Source organism: Rhodococcus globerulus NBRC 14531, assembly GCF_001894805.1.
GTDB lineage: Bacteria > Actinomycetota > Actinomycetes > Mycobacteriales > Mycobacteriaceae > Rhodococcus_F > Rhodococcus_F globerula.
This window is the reverse complement of sequence record NZ_BCWX01000001.1, coordinates 1,159,623-1,177,334: the sequence shown is the minus strand read 5'-3', so window position 1 is coordinate 1,177,334 and position 17,712 is coordinate 1,159,623. Positions and strand designations below refer to the sequence as shown.

Genomic DNA, 17,712 nt, shown 5'->3' with positions numbered 1-17,712 from the left:
GCTCACGTGATGACGTCCTCTCACAGTGTGTCTGCTAGAGCATGTGTCTGCTAGAGCAGTGCGTCTGCACAGAGTTGACCGTCGGCGCGCTCTCTACACATCTGGACGCCCGGTTTACGAAATAAAAGGCACCACCGCGGCCTCGAATTCACGGTAGCCGTCCCGATGAACGCTGTGACCGGTGCGAAATGACCTGACCTCACAACGCTTGACCGTGGCGCTGACCTCGCGAAGCCGATCGGAATCCACCATGCCGCCGAGGCCGCCGCGCAGGAACAAGGTGTCCGCCTCGATCAGCGGCAACGATTCCCACCACAGTTGATCGGGTTGACGGAACTGCGTCAGCGCCGACCCCGTCATCGACTTGTCGAAGGCCAGAGCCGCCCGCGGATGGCGCACCAAACTTGTTGTTGCGTGCCACAGTTCGGACATGCTCGGCAGCTTGCGGGAAAATACCTGCTCCGGATCGCCGGGACGCAGTGGGAGCGGCGCTTCTTCGATGACCAGCTTGCGAACACCGGTCGTCCGGCGCTGCGCGATCAACGACGCGGCGTGCCCGCCGAGCGAGTGCCCCACCAGGTCGACGTGATCGAGTTCCAGGTGATCACAGACGTCCATGATGTCCGCGGCAAATTCCTCGAACAGGTACGACGACGCCCGGGCACTGCGCCCGTGCCCACGAAGGTCCACCGAGACAACCCGTCGATCGCGGGACCGCAATGCTCTGGCGAACCGATCCCATGTGCCGCTGTCGCCGCCCATGCCGTGCACGAGGACGACAGGAGGCAGTTCGGCAGTCCCGGAACCGGCCCCCGAATCGCGGTAGCTGATCTCGATTCCACCGGCACTGCGCACGTTAGCGATACTCACGATGTTCCAGATTAGCCGTATTCACTCGTACACACCTTCCACCGACCACTCGCCACCCTCACAGATCATCAACAACGCGCGTGATTGTTCCAACAGCACCTGCGCCCGCGCCGCCGTTCGCACCGCGGCCGAATCCCACCATCGCTCGTCGACCGGCCACGGACCTGCCCATCCTTGCACCGCCCATTCCTTACTCCCCCACTTCAGCCTCGCCGGATGCGCGCTGAACACTCCGCGTTCCGTGACGTACACAGCTTTGCCCGACGCGTCTGTCAGCCACACCCGCGGATTGTCGACGTACACCGATCCCGGTGACGGCTGCGGTAGCAGCCCCGGCCACGGAGCCCCCGGATCATGCGCTGCTACCCGCTCATCACCCAAGGGCACCAATGTAATTCGCTCCGACGGCCCCCTCCCGCCACTGAGGACACCCACCTGGACCGACTCGCCGCCCAAGAGCCCCTGCACTCGCACCAACGCTCGCTTGGCCCGTTCGTCCTCATCACCCACTCCGCCCCAGAGGCCCAATTGCAAGGCGCCGGCATTGACCACCTCCACCGGTTCGAGGCGCAGCACGGTAATTCCTGCGGTTGGCTTGTCCTCACTGCGGCCGGTAAGCCACCCGTCGAGTTGCCACCGCACTCGATCAGCCGTTCCTTCCGGCGTCAGCGGCTCGGCGCAGCGCCACGTGCGAGAGAGATTCTCGCCGTTTTCGGTGCTCGCCGATATCAGCAATCGCGTGCAGGCGACGCCGGCGCCGGACAACGTGCCATGCAGCAAAATCGCCAGGGCGCGCCCGGCGAAGGCCGCGGCGTCCACACGTTCGATAGGCGGATCGTAATGCTGCTCCACGTCGAGATCCGGTGGCAACGCCCTGGCCGACGGTGGTCGTTCCGGTTCACCGCGCGCCGCCCGGTGCGCCAACACCGCATCGGTACCGAACCGCGACGCCACGTCGACGGCCGGCAAGTCCGCAAAGGCGCCGATGGTTCTGATCCCGAGCCGGCGCAGCAGATCCACCAGCTCACCGCGATGAGGTGCGGACAAACTCGGCTCGGCCGCCAACTCCGACATCGGCAGCGGAGCAAGAAACCGAGCGCCCTCGCCGAGCGGTACCAGCGCGGCTCGTCGTGCAGCTATCACCGCGGTCGACAACTGATCGGCCACCCCGATCTGGCATTCGACTCCCACGGCAGCAACCTGATCCACCAACCGTTCTGCCGCGGCCTCCTCGCTGCCGAAATAGCGACTGGCACCGCGTGAACTCAACACCAGCAGGCCAGGACGAAGCACCTCCACACCGGGCGCAGCCGCATCGACAGCCGCTGCAACCGGCTCGAACAATCGGGCATCCCGCTCCGGATCTGCCGCCGCCACATACAGTTCCGGGCACCGCGCCTGCGACTCGCGTCGGCGCAGCCCACGGCGCACTCCTTCCGATCTGGCCGTCGCACTGCACGCGATCACCCTGTTGCCTGACGTCACCGCAACCGGGTGAGTAGCCGGAAGGTCGGCTACAGCAGCAGCCGCCACTGCCGGCCAGTCCGGACACCAGAGCGCCAGAACCCTGCTCACAGTGCCACCACCTGAGCTGCGGCCACCACTTGCGCTGCGCCCACCTCGAGTGCAGGCTTCCATTCCACCCGTCCCGCTGCGCTGCAGATATCCAGACGGGTGGTGCGCGGCTGGAACGAGCGCCCTCGGGCACGCACGGCAAGGCTGAGCGATTCGAGCCGTCCCCGCCCCAGCGCGCGTCCGCACCCGAAACCGCCGTAACCGTTGACCTGCGCCTCCAGCCGCACCTCCACACCATCCCAATGACCATCCGTCACAACAAGAGTGGAGCCCTTGCTGCGGGCGCGGGCCACCACTGCCCGCGCCCGCGACGGGGGCACGGACGCACCCGCCAATCCCAGAATCACCAGATCCATACCGTCGAGCAGCACTGCGGCAACTTCGACCGGATCGGGCCCCGGATCCGGGACAAACGCAAGACGCTCCAACTGCGCACCCATCTCGTACGCGGCCAACACTCCCAACTGCGGCTTGCCGACAACGGCAACATGTCCACCAGACGCGGTCACCGAGGCCACCAACCCCACCAGCAACGACGCGGCCCCGGATACGGACACCACGGTTCCCCGCACCAACCCGCCCTGCGGCAGCAACTCTGCGATACCGGCCGGCACGGGCAGGATTCCCGCCTTGTCCGCCCGATCCCCGGTCACTCCTACTGCAGCCTCGACGGGAATCGACGACACAACCTGCCCGTCACCGCGAGCCGGGATGGAGGCCATCCGGCTGCGGAGTTCCGCCAACCGCTCCTGGCGGGACACGCCCGCCGCCTCGGCAACGCTCTCTACCACCGTCACTTCGTCATCCCCGTCCTGCGATACTTCCGGCAATCTTTTTCAAGCCGGCAAACCACGGGGAAGTCGGGGTCTGACACGCATCGAACAGACAACACAATCGAACATAGTTTCGATTCGTTTCCAGTAAAGCCTGCCCCTGAGGACCCGTCAAGCAGCGACAAAAGTCCGAAGTTCACACAAACCTCGAGGGTCACACCCGTATCAATCCTCTAACCTGGAGTGGTGACATCTCGAGAGCAGACAGGGAGGGGCATCGGCCCTGAATACCTGCTGGCAGGGCGGTACCGACTCCGATCCAAAATCGGCGGCGGCGGCATGGGCGCCGTCTGGCTGGCCCGCGATACCCTCCTCAGCCGTGATGTCGCGGTGAAACAGGTCACAACCACCGCCGGACTCGACAACGAGAGCGCCGAGGAGATCCGCGCTCGAACACTTCGTGAAGGCCGCAACGCCGCCAAACTCTCGCACCCACACTCCATCGGCATGTACGACGTCGCTCTCGAAGCCGGCGAACCGTGGCTGGTCATGGAGTACTTCCCGTCCCGCAGCCTCGCGCAGGCCATGAACCTCGCCGACACTCTGCCGCCCCTCGAAGTTGCCCAGATCGGTGCTCAGATCGCCGCAGCACTCGCAGAGTCGCACGCTGCCGGAATTGTGCATCGAGACATCAAACCGGGCAACATTCTTATTGCCGATCGCGGCGACTCCCTGGGCATCGTCAAGATCAGCGACTTCGGAATCGCGCGCGCCAAGGGCGACGGATCGGACCGTCAAGACGAAGTCATCACCGGCACCCCCGCATACTTCGCCCCCGAAGTGGCCCGCGGCGACAATCCCACCGAAGCGAGCGACGTCTTCTCCCTCGGCTCGACCCTCTTCACGGTGATCGAAGGCCAACCACCCTTCGGAATCGACTCCGACGCCATTGCATTGCTGCACCGAGTCGCCAAAGCCGAGATCTACCGTCCCACCAAATCCGGACCGCTCACAGACGTGCTGCTCCAACTTCTCGAACCGGACCCGACGCGTCGGCCCACCATGGCCAAGGCCCGCGACGCACTCGCCGCGGTAGCAACCGGGGGCGGTTCCGTCGATCAGTTGATCGACATCCCCGTGTTCTCGTCCGACGGAGCGGTTCCGGCGTGGGCGCACCGCACCACCCAACTCCCCGACCCGCACCGACGAAATCGACTGGTGGGCCCCACGGTCACCGGATTGCCTGCAGTGCAACAGAATACGCCACTCGGCTCTGTCCCCAGCCCGCTCGACCTGTTCTCGTGGCCCCCTCGGATACCCACCGGCCCCGCCGACGCGAGCACCCGGGACAAAGTGGTCGCCTGGGCGCCACTGGCCATGACCGCGATGGTGGCGATCATCATCGCGGCCATACTGATCGTGCTTGTACTGGTGTTCACGGTTTAAATATTTGCTACTTCAGCGCCGACGCAGCCGGCCTGATGTTGGCGTTGAGATGAAACAGGTTGTGCGGATCGTACTGTGCCTTGATCCTGGACAGGCGTGCATACTTGCCGGATCCGTACGAACTGCGAACCCGCTCTTCGTCGACGTCGGTCATGAAATTGACGTAGCCACCGGGATTGGTCGACAAGGGACGCAACGCTTCCCAGATATTGCGCACCCACGTTCGATCCAGATCCAGAGTCCCGGCATCCGTTGCCGTGGCCGTCATGTTGCACACGTAGTGCGGGGCGCGGGAACCACCGAACGCCGTATCGTCGTCGCCGACGGCGGTAAACGCACCCTGCAGCGGAAAGATCGGGATGAACGACATCGGTGAAGACTTCTTCACCGCGTGTTCGGTCAGAACACCGATCACGTCATCGGAGAGATCCCCTAGGTCCAGAGCTTTCTCGTACGCGTACGCACCCCACGGTTCGGCATCGTCGAGCATCGACTGCAGCCCCGTGTACGGGAGCGGTGTGACGAACTCGAACAGCGGCGGCAGCCCTTCCCTGATGGGCGCAATCACCTGCGCGTGCTCCTCGGCGGAACCGAAACCTGCTACCAGCAAGGCATATCCGGGATGAAAGTGGAACTGCTCCGGTACAAACGCCGCGGGCGGCGCGGACAGGCTCGAGGCGATCAACGCACCGGTGTTGCGGGGCAGAGCCGGCACCACGTCGCGGCACAGACGCAGCGCATCCGGTCCGTCGTCCATCCCCCAGAAGAAGAACCCGAGATGCACTTCCGGCCCGATCGCGCTCAGCCGGTACTCGAACTCGGTCACCACACCGAAATTGCCTCCCCCGCCTCGCAACGCCCAGAACAAATCGGGATGGTTCTCTTCCGACGCGCGCACGACCTCACCGTCGGCAAGCACAACCTCCGCCGACGCCAGATTGTCGATCGACAATCCGAGCGTTCGCGTCAGCCACCCCATGCCGCCGCCGAGTGTCAGACCGCCCACACCGGTATCGCTGATCACCCCACCTGTCACAGCCAGGCCGTGTTCCTGCGTCGCGGCGTCCAGGTTCGCCAACGTCGCCCCGCCGCCTACGCGCGCCCTACGCGCCGACGGATCAACAGTGACGTTGTTCAGTGCACTGAGATCGATCATCAGACCGCCCTCACACACCGAGGCCCCACGATACGAATGTCCACCACCTCTGACGGACACCTCCAAGTCATGTTCTCTGGCATAACCCAGTGCCGCAGCCACATCCGACGGCGAAAGGCACCTGGCGATCCCAGCCGGGCGGTGATCGATCGAGCCGTTCCAGATGGCCCGCGCGTCGTCGTAACCCGAATCTTCCGGGCCGAAAACCGGGCCGGTGACGGACGATCTCAACGGCGCAATATCAATGCTTGTCATGACGTACTCCTGACACCGGTGACGAGTAGATACTCCCAGTCCATGCCCGGAGAATCCCCTCCGGCGCTGGAATCTCCTCCTGCGCTGTACTTGCGAGCCAAGTCGACGAGATCCCGGTCGAGGGCCTCCACCTTGGCGTCGTCGCCGGCAATATTGCGGTAGACGGCGATGGTCGGTCCGTAATTCTCCTTGAAGAAGTCGCGGAAGTCTTCCGGATCGCGGAACCTGCTCACCTGCAGCACTTCTCGACGCGCAGTCAGGTCGCGAACTCGGTCACCGAACAGCTCACGAACATGACTCTCCTCACCCCACAACGGCGGTGGCTGCGAACCAGGAGGTGGTGCAGGTGCGTACGGTTTCATGGCTTTGAACATCTCGCCGATGAAACCTGTTGGTGTCCAACTCAGTACAGCGATCCTGCCGCCTTCCTTGCACACTCGAACAAGCTCGTCCGCTGCCCGCTGATGATGCGGCGCAAACATCACACCGACGCACGAGAGCACCACGTCGAACTCACCGTCTTCAAACGGTAGATCCTCGGCATCAGCCTCCCGCCACTCGAGTTCGACATCCGCGTCGGCTGCCATCTTCCTTCCCGCATCGAATAATTCGGGAGTCAAGTCAGTTGCCACCACCTGCGCGCCGAGTGCCGCCGCAGGAATAGCCACATTGCCGGAACCTGCCGCGATGTCGAGAACCCGATCACCGGCGCGCACGCCGCCTGCCGCCGCCACAACCGGCCCGAGTTCCGGGATGACCTCCGTTGCCACCGCAGGATAATTGCCCAACCCCCACATCACCCGGTGCTTGGATTTGAGGGCTCGATCCAACTCCGCTGCTTCAGTCATTATCGTTCTCCTCCATCAATTTTCGCAGTACCGATTTCCACTCTGACCTCGACGTTACGACCATCGAGTGTCACCGATCCAGTACTGGATCTGTACCAGCCCCACCCATCGGCCTACGATTGACAAGTGGGGTCGTCGTACCGCCAGTTCTGCCCCGTCGCCAAGGCGATGGAGCTACTCGACGAGCGCTGGACGCTCCTGGTCCTGCGCGAACTCATGATGGGAAGTACCCATTTCAACGACCTGCGACGCGGCCTTCCCCGCATGTCGCCGACGTTGCTGTCCAAACGTCTGCACCAACTCACTTCCGCCGGAATCACCTACCGAGACAACACCGACGGTGTCGTCACGTACCGCCTCACCGACGCCGGACGCGAACTCCGCCCCGTCGTCGAGGCCCTGGGAATCTGGGGCACCCGCTGGATCGGCGAACTCGGCGACCAGGATCTCGATCCCAAACTCCTACTGTGGGACATGCATCGACGGGTGGATCACTCCGCTGTGCCCAACGGAAAAACAGTGGTGCACTTCGTCTTTTCCGAAATCGATCGGCAGTCACGAAACTGGTGGCTGGTCATCAACTCCGACGAGGTCGACGTCTGTGACCTCGACCCGGGTTTCGAGGTCACCGTGTCCGTATCTGCCGGGCTCAGGCCGTTGACCGAGATCTGGCGCGGCGACCTGACGTGGTCCGACGCCATTCGATCAGGTGAGGTCACCATTTCCGGGCCGGAAGCCCTGCGTCGCAGTTTGCCTTCGTGGTTCGAACTGTCCACCTTTGCATCCGTTCCCCGACCCGCTTAGCGCACGCCCCACCAGGCTCGTTCCGTCCTGTTACAGAGCTGTTGCAGACCGTGACACCGTCGACGAACAGTGACGACCTCCTGGTGACACTGACCGAGCAGTCTCTGCACTATGCCCAGCCACCGCGGAATCGCCGGCCCCGTCGCACACCGAGCAGTCGCACTCGGAGCAGTCACACTCGGGGCGCTCATGCTCAGCGCGTGTTCGTACACCGAGGCGGCCACACCCAAGAGCGATCACTACCTTGCCACTCAACCTGATTCAGGACCCTCAGGCGGCGAGATCGAGGACGGCCTGAATGTGGCGGACACCCATATGCCCGCGCTGGCCCGCCTCGATTCCGCACTTCTCGCGGCGCTGCAGATGGCCGCAGCGGATGCGCGGGCATCCGGGGTGGACATGCATGTCACGTCGGGTTGGCGATCAGCCGCATACCAACAGCGACTGTTCGACGAAGCCGTAGCCAAGTACGGCAGCGTGGACGAAGCGTCCAAGTGGGTGCACTCCCCGAGTCTGTCCAAGCATGTCAGCGGACAGGCAGTAGACATCGGACCGACGGATGCCGACGACTGGCTTATCCAGCACGGCAGCGATTACGGCCTCTGCCAGACCTATGCAAACGAGATGTGGCATTTCGAACTGGCGACCACTCCTGGTGGGGAATGCCCGCCCCAACGCAACAACCCTTCGGATGAAAGAGCGGAAGGCTGACCATGACACGAGTCAAACCAGCGAGACTGTTTGCCGCACTGGCACTCTTGATCCTCGGAGTAATCGAATTCGAATTGGCGGTCAACACTGCCGGTGGCCAGATCGTCGATCAACAACTCATGGTGGGCGCGGCCACGTCTGAAGTCCTCGGCGTGTTCTCCACTGAGTTCATCGGCCTGCTCACCCCGATCCTGATAGTGGGAGGAGTGCTCGTGGTACTCATGATCACGTTGCGCAACAACCCGATTGCGCTGGCACTGCGCGTCGCCGTCGTGACCCTCGGCCCCATCACGACGGCCTGGGTTCTCAAACAGTCGCTGGATCGACCAGACCTGAACGGTCTTGTCATGCATAATTCCTTCCCCAGCGGGACTCTCACCGCCATCACTGCTCTGGTCTGCGCGACAGTGCTCGTCACACCGGCCAGGTGGCGGGGCGTCGTCGCCGTCAACGGCGCGCTGATCACCATCGGGACCGCGATCTCGGTAGTCGTGTTGCAATGGCACCGGCCGAGTGACGTGCTGGGTGCACTACTCCTCGTCGGTTGCTACACCCTCGCCGTGTCGGCATTTCCGTTGAACACCACCGCCGCACGGCACGCGGTACTGGCAAACTCCGGCAACGAACGGCTCTCGAAAGTGTGACACCTGTACCGTGGGCTGACCGAGATTGCTCCGACCCCGGAAGGCCCCTAATCATGGTGAATATCCTTTTCATCGAAGACGATCCAGCCGTGGCCGAGGCAATCACGTTGGGACTGAACCGACTCGGGCACAACGTCAGCCATCGCCCCGACGGCAACAGTGATTTCGACGACGTACTCACCACCACCGACCTCGTCCTGCTCGACCTCGGACTCCCGGGTGCCGACGGTTACGAGATCTGTCGACGCATCCGCACGCGTAGTTCGATCCCGATCATCATTCTCACCGCTCGATCCGACGACATCGACACCGTTGCCGGCCTCGAGGCCGGCGCCGACGACTACGTCGTCAAACCGGCCAGTCCGCGTGTCCTCGACGCTCGCATCAAAGCTGTCGTGCGTCGGTCGGCGCCCGCAACGACGCGAACAGATGCAGCACCGGCGGCAGAGACATTCGGCGACTTGGAACTGGATCGATCGTCATTGCAGGTCCGCAAGGGCGGAACGCTGCTGACCCTGACCCCGACCGAGCTCCGGCTGATCCTGGCACTGACCGAGAATCCCGGACAGGTTCTCAGTCGTCGACAGTTGTTGTCCGCAGCCTGGGACCAGGAGTACCTGGGTGATTCCCGAATCGTCGACGCAGCGGTGCAGCGACTGCGTGGAAAGATCGAGGACGACCCGGCCGTACCGACAGTCATCGAAACCGTGCGCGGCTTCGGATATCGCTTCAACACCGGCTCAGGTCGATGAGACCCGCCTGGCTGCGCGTCGACGGTCTGCGGACCCGGCTCGTGCTGGTGTTCATCGCAATCGTCCTCATCATCGCCGGAGGAACAGCCGGCGCGGTATCGCTCATGGCGCGGTCGTGGATCTATTCCAATGCTCAGGACGTGGCAACGGCACAATTTCGCGACGAGCTACAGTCCCTCGACGGCATGCCGGTCGACGGGTTGACACCCGCCAACCTCTCACAGGTCTTCCCATCCGATCTGACCCTGATCACAGACGGTGAAGTAGTTCGCCAAGGATCCGTCGATCCCGCGACGATCCCGCCGAGCTTCGACAGCGGTTTGGACAGTTCGAAACTGATCCGCTTCGAGAGACTCGACTCCGAGCGCATCCTGCTGGGGATGTCCGTCAACGTCACGGACACGACCGCGGAGGACGGCTACGACAACCAGACACTGGTGAAAGCTGTCACCGTCCGGCCACTGGTGGGGGTACAGGACAAGTTCGACGACCTGCTCCGAGTCGTCGGTCTCACCCTCGCTGCCGGCGTGCTGGTCAGCGGTCTGCTCGGCTTCTGGATCGCGTCGACGCTGGTACGTCCGCTCAAGCGTCTCGACGCGGCCGCCGCCCGTGCCGCCGACGGCGATCTCAGCGTCCGCCTTCCGGAAAACGGAGTAGCCGAACTTGCCCAGGTGACAACAACATTCAACAACATGGTCGCACGCAACGAAGCGGTGATCAAAGGTCTCGAAGAATCCGAAGAGCAGGCAAGACGGTTTGTCGCCGACGTCTCTCACGAGCTGCGAACGCCACTGGCCGCACTGGTGCCGGTCAGTGAAATACTTCGCGAAGAGATCCCCAACCTTCCGCCCGACGCCGGTGCCGCCGCACGCATCGTGAGCAGTGAGATCGGCAAACTCACTCGACTCGTCGAGGATCTGATCGAAATGTCTCGCCACGACTCACAGCAGGCACGCCTCGTCCTCGACGACGTCGATCTCGTCGAACTGACCGAGCGCACACTGGCAAGCCGCGGCTGGACCGAAACCGTCGAGCTCGACGCGCCCGAAAGCATCAGCACCAGAGTGGATTCGCGTCGGATCGACATAGTCGTCGCCAACCTCGTCGGCAACGCACTGCGGCACGGTTCACCCCCGGTACGGGTCGAACTCAGCGCCGAACCCGGCTACGCCGTCATCGCCGTCGTCGACCAAGGACCCGGCATTTTGCCCCAGGACCGGCAGGCAATCTTTCGCCGGTTCTACAAGGTAGACACCGCACGAGGACGCAGCGAGGGCAGCGGATTGGGACTTTCCCTCGCAGTCGAGAACATCCACTTGCACGGCGGCACCATCGGTGTCGACCAGGTGGACGGACACACGGTCTTCACTGTTCACCTCCCCATCGCCAGCCACGAGGCATGACCACATTCTGGGATTCTAGTTTCAGCATGTGAAACAGTCGGAGTACCGTCAGAGCCCTCAAGCTAAGAAGGATCGGGAGGCTCACCATGACTGAGGCGTCACGGTTGGAAAAATCGGTAGTCACACCGCGGGCATGGACGATGCTTGCCCTCGGTGTTGCCGCCCAAGCCGCCGGAACCGTCTTCGTCAGCACTCCCGCCTTCCTGATCCCACTCCTGCATTCCGAGCACGGTCTCTCACTGGCGCAGGCCGGAACTCTGGCTGCAGCGCCCACTTTCGGTATGGTCCTCACGCTCGTGGCCTGGGGAGCGTTGGCCGACAGATTCGGAGAGAAGTGGGTCATCTCGATCGGACTTGCCTTGACCGCCGTTGCGGCCCTGGCTGCCACCACCACCGACAATTACGCGTTGCTCGGTATCGCGTTCCTGTTCGGCGGCATGTCGGCCGCCAGCACCAATGCCGCCAGCGGACGCGTGGTTGTCGGCTGGTTTCCGAAGGACCGCCGCGGATTGGCGATGGGCATCCGGCAGATGTCCCAACCCTTGGGCGTCACCATCGCGTCGGTCACCGTTCCGACGCTGGCTGCGCACTCGGGAATCGGTTCGGCGGTTGCTCTGTCCGTGGTTCTGAACGGCGCACTCGCAGTGGTCTGCGCACTTGTCCTGGTCAATCCCCCGCGGCCCGCCACCACCGCACAGGCACCGGTCGCGGCCGCCAACCCCTACCGTTCGAACTCCTTCCTGTGGCGCATCCACCTGGCGTCAGCTCTCCTGGTGTTTCCGCAGTTCACACTGTCGACATTCGGACTGGTCTGGCTGATCAACGAACAACACTGGGAAGCCGCCCCGGCCGGCCTGCTCATCGGAGCGTCACAGTTCGTCGGGGCGCTGGGACGCATCGTCGTCGGGATGTGGAGTGACCGCGCCGGTAGCCGGGTCGGCCCGCTTCGCCTGGTGTCGATGTCTGCCGCCGTTGTCATGCTGGCCATGGCTGCCGCCGACGCCGCCCCGTGGGGAATCCCGGCGTTGGTGCTGCTGATCGCCACCACTGTCAGTGTCGCGGACAACGGCTTGGCGTTCACGTCCGTCGCCGAAGCGGCCGGGCCTACCTGGCAGGGAAAAGCGTTGGGCGCTCAGAACACCGGACAATTCATTGCCGCGTCCGCCGTGGGGCCGGTGGTCGGCGCACTCATCGGTGTGGTCGGGTATCCCATCGCGTTTGCGATAGTCGCCGCCTTCCCCGCCGCGGCAATCCCGTTGGTACCGAGCCACGATCGAGATATCAGCGTCTAGTCCAGCGCCTAATCCTGGGCCCGACTCGGTTGTACCGCAGGCCCCGTCAGATCACAATGTGGTTTGCAGGCAACCGAATCCGTTTCCGGCATCGGCGGCGCCGCCGGAGCGCGGATCAGTACGGCCGCGATAGCCGCACCGAGCAACAGCAGTCCCACACAGATGTACATCGCGATCGTGAATCCGTCGGAGAACAGCGCCGGATCCGCCAGAGCTTCGGTGTTGATCCCCGCGATTCCCGGCAACGCGGCAACAGCCAGGAGCTGACTGGTTCGGGCAACGGCGTTGTTCACACCCGACGCAATTCCCGACTGCTCCACCGGAACCGACCCCAACACGGCCGCGGTCAGCGGCGCGACCATCACCGACAAACCCAGTCCGAACACGAGAACTCCGGGTAGCACGTCGGTGAGGTACGACGCGTCGACCCCGATCCTCGTCATCAACACCAATCCCACTGCAGCCACTGCCGGCCCGGCGGTCATCGGCAACCGGGGTCCGTGAATCTGCGCGTACCTACCGGCGCGCGAGGAAAAGAGCAATAGCGCCACCGTGATCGGCACCGTAGCGACCCCCGCTGCCACCGGCGAATAGCCCGCGACCAGCTGCAACTGCAGCACCAGCAGGAAGAACACACCGCCCAGCGCCGCGTATACCGCCAGAGTCACCAGATTGGCGGCGACAAACATTCTCGACCGGAACAGCGACGGCGGCACCACCGCACTCGGCGACCGTCGCTCCACAACGACAAACAGGCACAACACGAGAGCGCCGACCACTCCCGCGACCAGGTTCATCTCGATCAACCCGTAGGTCAACGCACCGAGACCGACTACCGCACAGGCAGATCCGAGTACATCCAGACGTTCCGGAGGATGCGGGTCGCGACTCTCCGGAACGTGCCGCACACTCGCCCACACGACAAGAGCAGCCAACGGCAAGTTCAGGAAGAACACCGACCGCCACCCGGCGACCTCCACGAGCCAGCCACCGAACAGCGGACCTATCGCTCCCGCAACTCCCCCGAGTCCAGACCACAAACCGATGGCAGCGCCCCGATCCTCCTCACGCAACGACGCCGAGATGATGGCCAGACTGCCCGGCGTCAGCAGTGCCGCACCCACGCCTTGCAGGATTCGCGCCACCACCAAAAATGTGATGTCGGGAGCAATGCCGCACAGCAGCGACGCCACCGCGAACCACACCGTGCCCCACACGAACACCCGGCGCCTACCCCACCGGTCCCCCAGAGCGCCGCCGAGCAGAATCAACGACGCCAGAGCCAACGTGTACCCGCTGAGCGTCCACTGCAGGCCCGCTACCCCGGAACCCAACTCCTCGCCGATGTGCGGTAGCGCAATGTTGACCACCGTGCCGTCGAGAAGAGCCATGCTCGAACCGAGAACCGTGGCGGCAACAACCCAACGCCCACGACTCGACGCCAGCGCCAGTGGTTCTGTCATGTGGTCCATGGTGCGCGTTCGTGGACGCTCGCGGAAGAGTTCAGTCGATCTGGCGGCGATGAGCCCAGCGTGTCAGCGCATTGCGGTTGGACTGCTGAGTCTTTCGCAGGACATTGGACGCATGCGTCTCGACGGTTTTCACGGAGATCACCAGCTCCTCCGCAATCTCGCGGTAGGTGTACCCCCGCGCGAGCAACCGCAGGACTTCGAGTTCACGGGGAGTCAGTGAATCGAGTTCCGGATCGAGTTGTGGTTCCGGTGCCGCGGATCGACCGGTGAAGGAGTCGAGCACAAAACCCGCCAGCCTGGGCCCGAAGACGGCGTCGCCGCCTGCGACCCGGCGGACACCGTCGGCCAGTTCGGCACCCGAAATCGTCTTGGTGACGTAGCCCCGAGCACCCGCCCGGATTACCGCGATGACGTCCTCAGCCGCATCGGAAACGCTGAGTGCCAAGCACACCGGACCGGAATCTATCCCGCGCAGCACAGCCACTCCGCCGCCGTCCGGCATGTGTACGTCGAGCAGGACCACGTGGGGTTTCGTGGAGTTGATCCCGGCGATCGCTTCGGCCACCCCGCCGGCCTCACCAACAATCTCCATGTCGTCTTCACGGGACAATTCGGCCCGAACCCCGGAGCGGAACACCCCGTGATCGTCGACAAGGAATACGCGATACGGGGGTGTGGGCAAAACTGTCACTGGGGCGCTTCCTCCGGGTTGTCGACAAGGTCGGCGGGCTCGTCCCACTGTAAGTCAGAGTCGGTGCTCGTCTTGCCCCCGAGCGGCATGTGTACCCGGATTTCCGTCCCCTTGCCGATGGTGGAGCGAACCACGACGCGGCCACCACGACGCTCGATCCGGCCGCGAATCGACTTGGCCAGACCTTGACGGTCCTCTGGTACCGCGTCGACGTCGAATCCGACACCGCGATCTCGAACGAAGATACTCACCTGATCACCTTCCACCTCGGCAAACAGGTTGATCTCCTTCTCGCCGGAGTGCTTCGCTGCGTTGACCAGAGCCTCACGCGTAGCGCCGAGAAGTGCGGTGAACGCTTCCTTCGACAGACCGTCCTCGCCGTCCAACTGCACGTCACCCACCGTCACCGGACGCACCGTCACACCGTGCTGATCCTCCACCTCACCCGCGATGATCTTGAGCCCTTCGGTCAGGCTCGTGTGGTCGATCTCGCCACCACTGAACAACCACTTCCGAAGCTCGCGCTCCTGCCCACGGGCAAGCCGCGCCACTTCCACCGGATTGTCGGACTGCTTCTGGATCAACGCCAACGTCTGCAACACCGAATCATGCAGGTGTGACGCGATCTCTTCACGCTCGTCGTTGCGAATTCGAGCGGCCCGCTCAGCCCCGAGCGCCCGCCACATCCGCAACCACAACGGAACCGTCAGCAAACCGGCGCCGATCAACGTCACGACGACGGCCAACAACGACGACCGCAACGCGTCGATGTCGACTTGCGCCAACACCACGACCGCCAACCCCAGCACGATCATCGATGCGCCGCCCACCACGCGCGTCCACGTCAGGACGGTCGGCCGCGCCGGCAACCCGATGACGGTACGAGGGCCTTCGGAATCGAACTCCCGCCACACCAGTGCCGCACCGACCGCAACAACAAAAAACGGCGCCAGTACAGAACCCGCCGTGCCGCTGAACAACCACGACAACGCCGCCGCGCCGCCCAGACCGAGAACGGCCAGACCGTAAGCACGCTGTCGCTCTGCCGCGCTCGGCTTCTCGGTGTCGGTACCCGCCGACACGAAAACCCAGAGAATTCCGTACGCGACGATGCCCGCACCGGCCATCGCAGCCAGAATCGCAAACGCGACACGGACCTTCAGCGCGTCGATACCAAGGTGATCCGCGATACCGCCGGCAACACCACCCACAATTCGACCGCCGGAGCGCCGCTCCAACTTTCGTATCGGCAGCGGCGCACTCACGAGCGCGGGATCAGACACAGATTGCACATAGTCGATACTGGCACGAACCCTGCTCGAGCACATCAGGGTCCAACCCTGAAGTCAGGCCAGGAGCGCGCCAAAGATCAGGGTTCACCCCTGATGCGGCAACACCCTCGAACACACCACGATGGAGCCATGAGTAATCCGACCTTCCAGGAACAGATCAACGATCTGTGGCGGACCCGCCCCGTGCGTCTACCGGACCAGGGTCACGTTGCCGGCGTATGCGCAGGAATCGGATACCGATACGGTGTCGACCCGATCCTCGTGCGCGTTGCCTTTGTCATCTCCACCATCTTCGGCGGCTCGGGAATCTTGCTGTACGTCGTGGCCTGGCTGACTTTCCCGCGCGCCGACATCGGCCAAACCGCAGCGGCGCCGGGTCGTCGCCACCGCTCGGACAAGCACACCAAAACCATCGTCCTGGTGGTAGCCCTTGCTATCGCCGCGACTACGATCGGTCCGCTCGGCGCCGGCCAGGGCGGTTCCGGACTGATCGGCGTCATGCTGATGCTCGGCGGCCTGTGGCTGCTCTACCAACGCCAACCTGTCCCACCGGTGCTGCCACCGTCGTCCACGCAGCACATCGGCGCCGGAACGGTCTATCCCGGAACAGGATTCACCCCGGGACCATTCACCCCGGGATATTTCGCCCCGAACCAGCCGCCGACGTACACGCCGTACACCAAGCTTCCTGACAGCTACGTTCCCACGGATCCAGCCGCAGCAACTTCGTCATCGGAATCGGCACCAGCAGTTGATCTTTCGAAGAGCGAGCCCGCCATCACGCCGCCCGCGTGGGACCCGCTCGGCGTTGCTCCCTTCGCCTGGGATCTCCCCGACCCCGTGACCAAGAACCCTCCCCTGCTACCGCTTCCGCCTCGCCGTCGACGCTCCCGCTGGACCCTGACCGTCCTGGGCCTGGCGATCATCGCCGCCACCGCAGTCGGTGCCGCAGGCGCAGCAACCGGCAACGACTGGTTCACCCCCGGCCGTGTCGGGGCAGTCGGACTTGCCGTGATCGCACTCGGATTGATCTTCGGGGCGTTCTTCCGCAAGGGATACGGGCTGCTGATCGTCACCGGACCGCTCGTCGGCTTCGTGATCCTCGCGTCGCTGGTTTACCCGCTCGAGTTCGACGCGTCAGGTGAGCAGAAGTGGACACCGGCCAGCGTGTCCGAGATTCAGTCCTCATACTCCGGCGGCTTCGGCAGCTTCACACTGGATCTGAGCGAGCTCACGTTCACCGAGGACAAGACCATCGACGTCTCGGCGGCATTCGGCGAGTTCAAGGTATTGCTGCCGCCGACGGTCAAGGCACAGAACGACTGCACAGTCGTGATGGGTGACGGATCCCGTTGCCTCGACGGTGGAGTCCACGCCGGCGCAGCGGCCGGACCTGATGCCCCCACCGTGACGATCAACGCCAAAGCCACATTCGGAGCCTTGGAGGTACACCAGTAATGAGCGACTACGACGACATTGGTACCAGCACCGAAGAACACGAGGAAACCCCGAAGTCCAAGCGCCCGTCCGCACTTCTGCTGATCGCGGGAATCGCGGCATTCCTGGTCAGCGGATGGGCACTACTCGGACCCTTCTCCCTTGCCCCGGCAGCAGACATTCAATTCCGGTGGCTGTTCGTGGGAGCAGCAGTCATCGCCGGCCTACTGCTGGTGATTCTGCCGAACCGCAAATAGCTCGAACCACAAATAACACTGTGCTCCTTCATCA

General features: G+C 63.8%; 17 protein-coding genes. 9 read left to right on the top strand and 8 right to left on the bottom strand.

Annotated features, from left to right (window positions below):
* Nucleotides 1-114: 114 nt before the first annotated feature.
* From RG2_RS05160 to imuA', 3 genes are read right to left on the bottom strand one after another with little or no spacing between them, the layout of a single operon-like run.
* On the bottom strand, nt 115-870 hold the full coding sequence (locus tag RG2_RS05160) for an alpha/beta fold hydrolase (protein ID WP_045070748.1): 756 nt from the start codon (nt 868-870) through the stop codon (nt 115-117).
* A 21-nt stretch (nt 871-891) separates the two neighbouring features.
* Nucleotides 892-2,445 (bottom strand): DNA polymerase Y family protein, encoded by a 1,554-nt coding sequence (locus RG2_RS05155; protein ID WP_033231310.1) that lies wholly within the window; start codon nt 2,443-2,445, stop codon nt 892-894.
* Complete coding sequence (imuA', locus tag RG2_RS05150; protein WP_230589984.1) at nt 2,442-3,167, bottom strand: DnaE2-dependent mutagenesis accessory factor ImuA'; 726 nt, start codon at nt 3,165-3,167, stop codon at nt 2,442-2,444. The genes RG2_RS05155 and imuA' overlap by 4 nt, the downstream gene beginning before the upstream one ends.
* Nucleotides 3,168-3,464: 297 nt before the next feature.
* Between imuA' and RG2_RS05145 the strand changes: the two genes are divergently transcribed.
* The gene (locus RG2_RS05145) at nt 3,465-4,664 is read left to right on the top strand and encodes a serine/threonine-protein kinase (RefSeq protein ID WP_033231535.1); all 1,200 of its coding nucleotides are present in this window, start codon (nt 3,465-3,467) and stop codon (nt 4,662-4,664) included.
* 7 nt (nt 4,665-4,671) lie between these two features.
* On the opposite strand, the gene RG2_RS05140 is transcribed toward RG2_RS05145, so the two are convergent.
* Both RG2_RS05140 and RG2_RS05135 read right to left on the bottom strand, forming a co-directional pair.
* Nucleotides 4,672-6,075 (bottom strand): FAD-binding oxidoreductase, encoded by a 1,404-nt coding sequence (locus RG2_RS05140; protein WP_033231311.1) that lies wholly within the window; start codon nt 6,073-6,075, stop codon nt 4,672-4,674.
* Nucleotides 6,072-6,923, bottom strand: coding sequence for a class I SAM-dependent methyltransferase (locus RG2_RS05135; RefSeq protein ID WP_033231312.1), 852 nt, complete (start codon nt 6,921-6,923; stop codon nt 6,072-6,074). The genes RG2_RS05140 and RG2_RS05135 overlap by 4 nt, the downstream gene beginning before the upstream one ends.
* A gap of 126 nt (nt 6,924-7,049) precedes the next feature.
* Between RG2_RS05135 and RG2_RS05130 the strand changes: the two genes are divergently transcribed.
* From RG2_RS05130 to RG2_RS05105, 6 genes are all read left to right on the top strand, one after another.
* Nucleotides 7,050-7,727 carry a winged helix-turn-helix transcriptional regulator gene (locus tag RG2_RS05130; protein ID WP_033231313.1) on the top strand — a complete coding sequence of 226 codons (678 nt, stop codon included), beginning with the start codon at nt 7,050-7,052 and terminating at the stop codon, nt 7,725-7,727.
* 111 nt (nt 7,728-7,838) lie between these two features.
* Nucleotides 7,839-8,438 carry a M15 family metallopeptidase gene (locus RG2_RS05125; RefSeq protein WP_033231314.1) on the top strand — a complete coding sequence of 200 codons (600 nt, stop codon included), beginning with the start codon at nt 7,839-7,841 and terminating at the stop codon, nt 8,436-8,438.
* 2 nt (nt 8,439-8,440) lie between these two features.
* Nucleotides 8,441-9,082, top strand: a complete 642-nt coding sequence (locus RG2_RS05120; protein ID WP_033231315.1) for a phosphatase PAP2 family protein — start codon at nt 8,441-8,443, stop codon at nt 9,080-9,082.
* Between the two features lie 53 nt (nt 9,083-9,135).
* A complete protein-coding gene (locus RG2_RS05115) occupies nt 9,136-9,834 on the top strand; it encodes a response regulator transcription factor (protein ID WP_033231316.1) in 699 nt (232 codons plus the stop codon).
* Nucleotides 9,831-11,237, top strand: a complete 1,407-nt coding sequence (locus RG2_RS05110; protein WP_033231317.1) for a sensor histidine kinase — start codon at nt 9,831-9,833, stop codon at nt 11,235-11,237. The genes RG2_RS05115 and RG2_RS05110 overlap by 4 nt, the downstream gene beginning before the upstream one ends.
* Before the next feature lie 86 nt (nt 11,238-11,323).
* Entirely contained in the window at nt 11,324-12,529 is a 1,206-nt protein-coding gene (locus RG2_RS05105; RefSeq protein ID WP_033231318.1) for an MFS transporter, read from the top strand.
* Between the two features lie 8 nt (nt 12,530-12,537).
* Here the strand turns inward: RG2_RS05105 and RG2_RS05100 are convergent, their stop codons facing one another.
* From RG2_RS05100 to RG2_RS05090, 3 genes are read right to left on the bottom strand one after another with little or no spacing between them, the layout of a single operon-like run.
* The gene (locus tag RG2_RS05100; protein WP_033231536.1) at nt 12,538-13,992 is read right to left on the bottom strand and encodes an MFS transporter; all 1,455 of its coding nucleotides are present in this window, start codon (nt 13,990-13,992) and stop codon (nt 12,538-12,540) included.
* Nucleotides 13,993-14,032: 40 nt separating this feature from the next.
* Complete coding sequence (locus RG2_RS05095) at nt 14,033-14,692, bottom strand: response regulator (RefSeq protein ID WP_033231319.1); 660 nt, start codon at nt 14,690-14,692, stop codon at nt 14,033-14,035.
* Nucleotides 14,689-16,020, bottom strand: coding sequence for an ATP-binding protein (locus tag RG2_RS05090; RefSeq protein ID WP_033231320.1), 1,332 nt, complete (start codon nt 16,018-16,020; stop codon nt 14,689-14,691). The genes RG2_RS05095 and RG2_RS05090 overlap by 4 nt, the downstream gene beginning before the upstream one ends.
* A 93-nt stretch (nt 16,021-16,113) precedes the next feature.
* Here RG2_RS05090 and RG2_RS05085 point away from each other — a divergent pair, with 93 nt between their 5' ends.
* Both RG2_RS05085 and RG2_RS05080 read left to right on the top strand, forming a co-directional pair.
* Nucleotides 16,114-17,442 (top strand): PspC domain-containing protein, encoded by a 1,329-nt coding sequence (locus RG2_RS05085; protein ID WP_033231321.1) that lies wholly within the window; start codon nt 16,114-16,116, stop codon nt 17,440-17,442.
* On the top strand, nt 17,442-17,678 hold the full coding sequence (locus RG2_RS05080; protein ID WP_033231322.1) for a hypothetical protein: 237 nt from the start codon (nt 17,442-17,444) through the stop codon (nt 17,676-17,678). Before RG2_RS05085 ends, RG2_RS05080 begins: the two co-directional genes overlap by 1 nt.
* Nucleotides 17,679-17,712: the final 34 nt, after the last annotated feature.

What these genes read in the sequence shown, in the direction of transcription:
- imuA' (WP_230589984.1), bottom strand. Translation starts at nt 3,167, where the DNA reads ATGGCCTCCATCCCGGCTCGCGGTGACGGGCAGGTTGTGTCGTCGATT.
- RG2_RS05140 (WP_033231311.1), bottom strand. Translation starts at nt 6,075, where the DNA reads ATGACAAGCATTGATATTGCGCCGTTGAGATCGTCCGTCACCGGCCCG.
- RG2_RS05135 (WP_033231312.1), bottom strand. Translation starts at nt 6,923, where the DNA reads ATGACTGAAGCAGCGGAGTTGGATCGAGCCCTCAAATCCAAGCACCGG.
- RG2_RS05125 (WP_033231314.1), top strand. Translation starts at nt 7,839, where the DNA reads ATGCCCAGCCACCGCGGAATCGCCGGCCCCGTCGCACACCGAGCAGTC.
- RG2_RS05120 (WP_033231315.1), top strand. Translation starts at nt 8,441, where the DNA reads ATGACACGAGTCAAACCAGCGAGACTGTTTGCCGCACTGGCACTCTTG.
- RG2_RS05115 (WP_033231316.1), top strand. Translation starts at nt 9,136, where the DNA reads ATGGTGAATATCCTTTTCATCGAAGACGATCCAGCCGTGGCCGAGGCA.
- RG2_RS05110 (WP_033231317.1), top strand. Translation starts at nt 9,831, where the DNA reads ATGAGACCCGCCTGGCTGCGCGTCGACGGTCTGCGGACCCGGCTCGTG.
- RG2_RS05105 (WP_033231318.1), top strand. Translation starts at nt 11,324, where the DNA reads ATGACTGAGGCGTCACGGTTGGAAAAATCGGTAGTCACACCGCGGGCA.
- RG2_RS05100 (WP_033231536.1), bottom strand. Translation starts at nt 13,992, where the DNA reads ATGACAGAACCACTGGCGCTGGCGTCGAGTCGTGGGCGTTGGGTTGTT.
- RG2_RS05090 (WP_033231320.1), bottom strand. Translation starts at nt 16,020, where the DNA reads ATGTGCTCGAGCAGGGTTCGTGCCAGTATCGACTATGTGCAATCTGTG.
- RG2_RS05085 (WP_033231321.1), top strand. Translation starts at nt 16,114, where the DNA reads ATGAGTAATCCGACCTTCCAGGAACAGATCAACGATCTGTGGCGGACC.
- RG2_RS05080 (WP_033231322.1), top strand. Translation starts at nt 17,442, where the DNA reads ATGAGCGACTACGACGACATTGGTACCAGCACCGAAGAACACGAGGAA.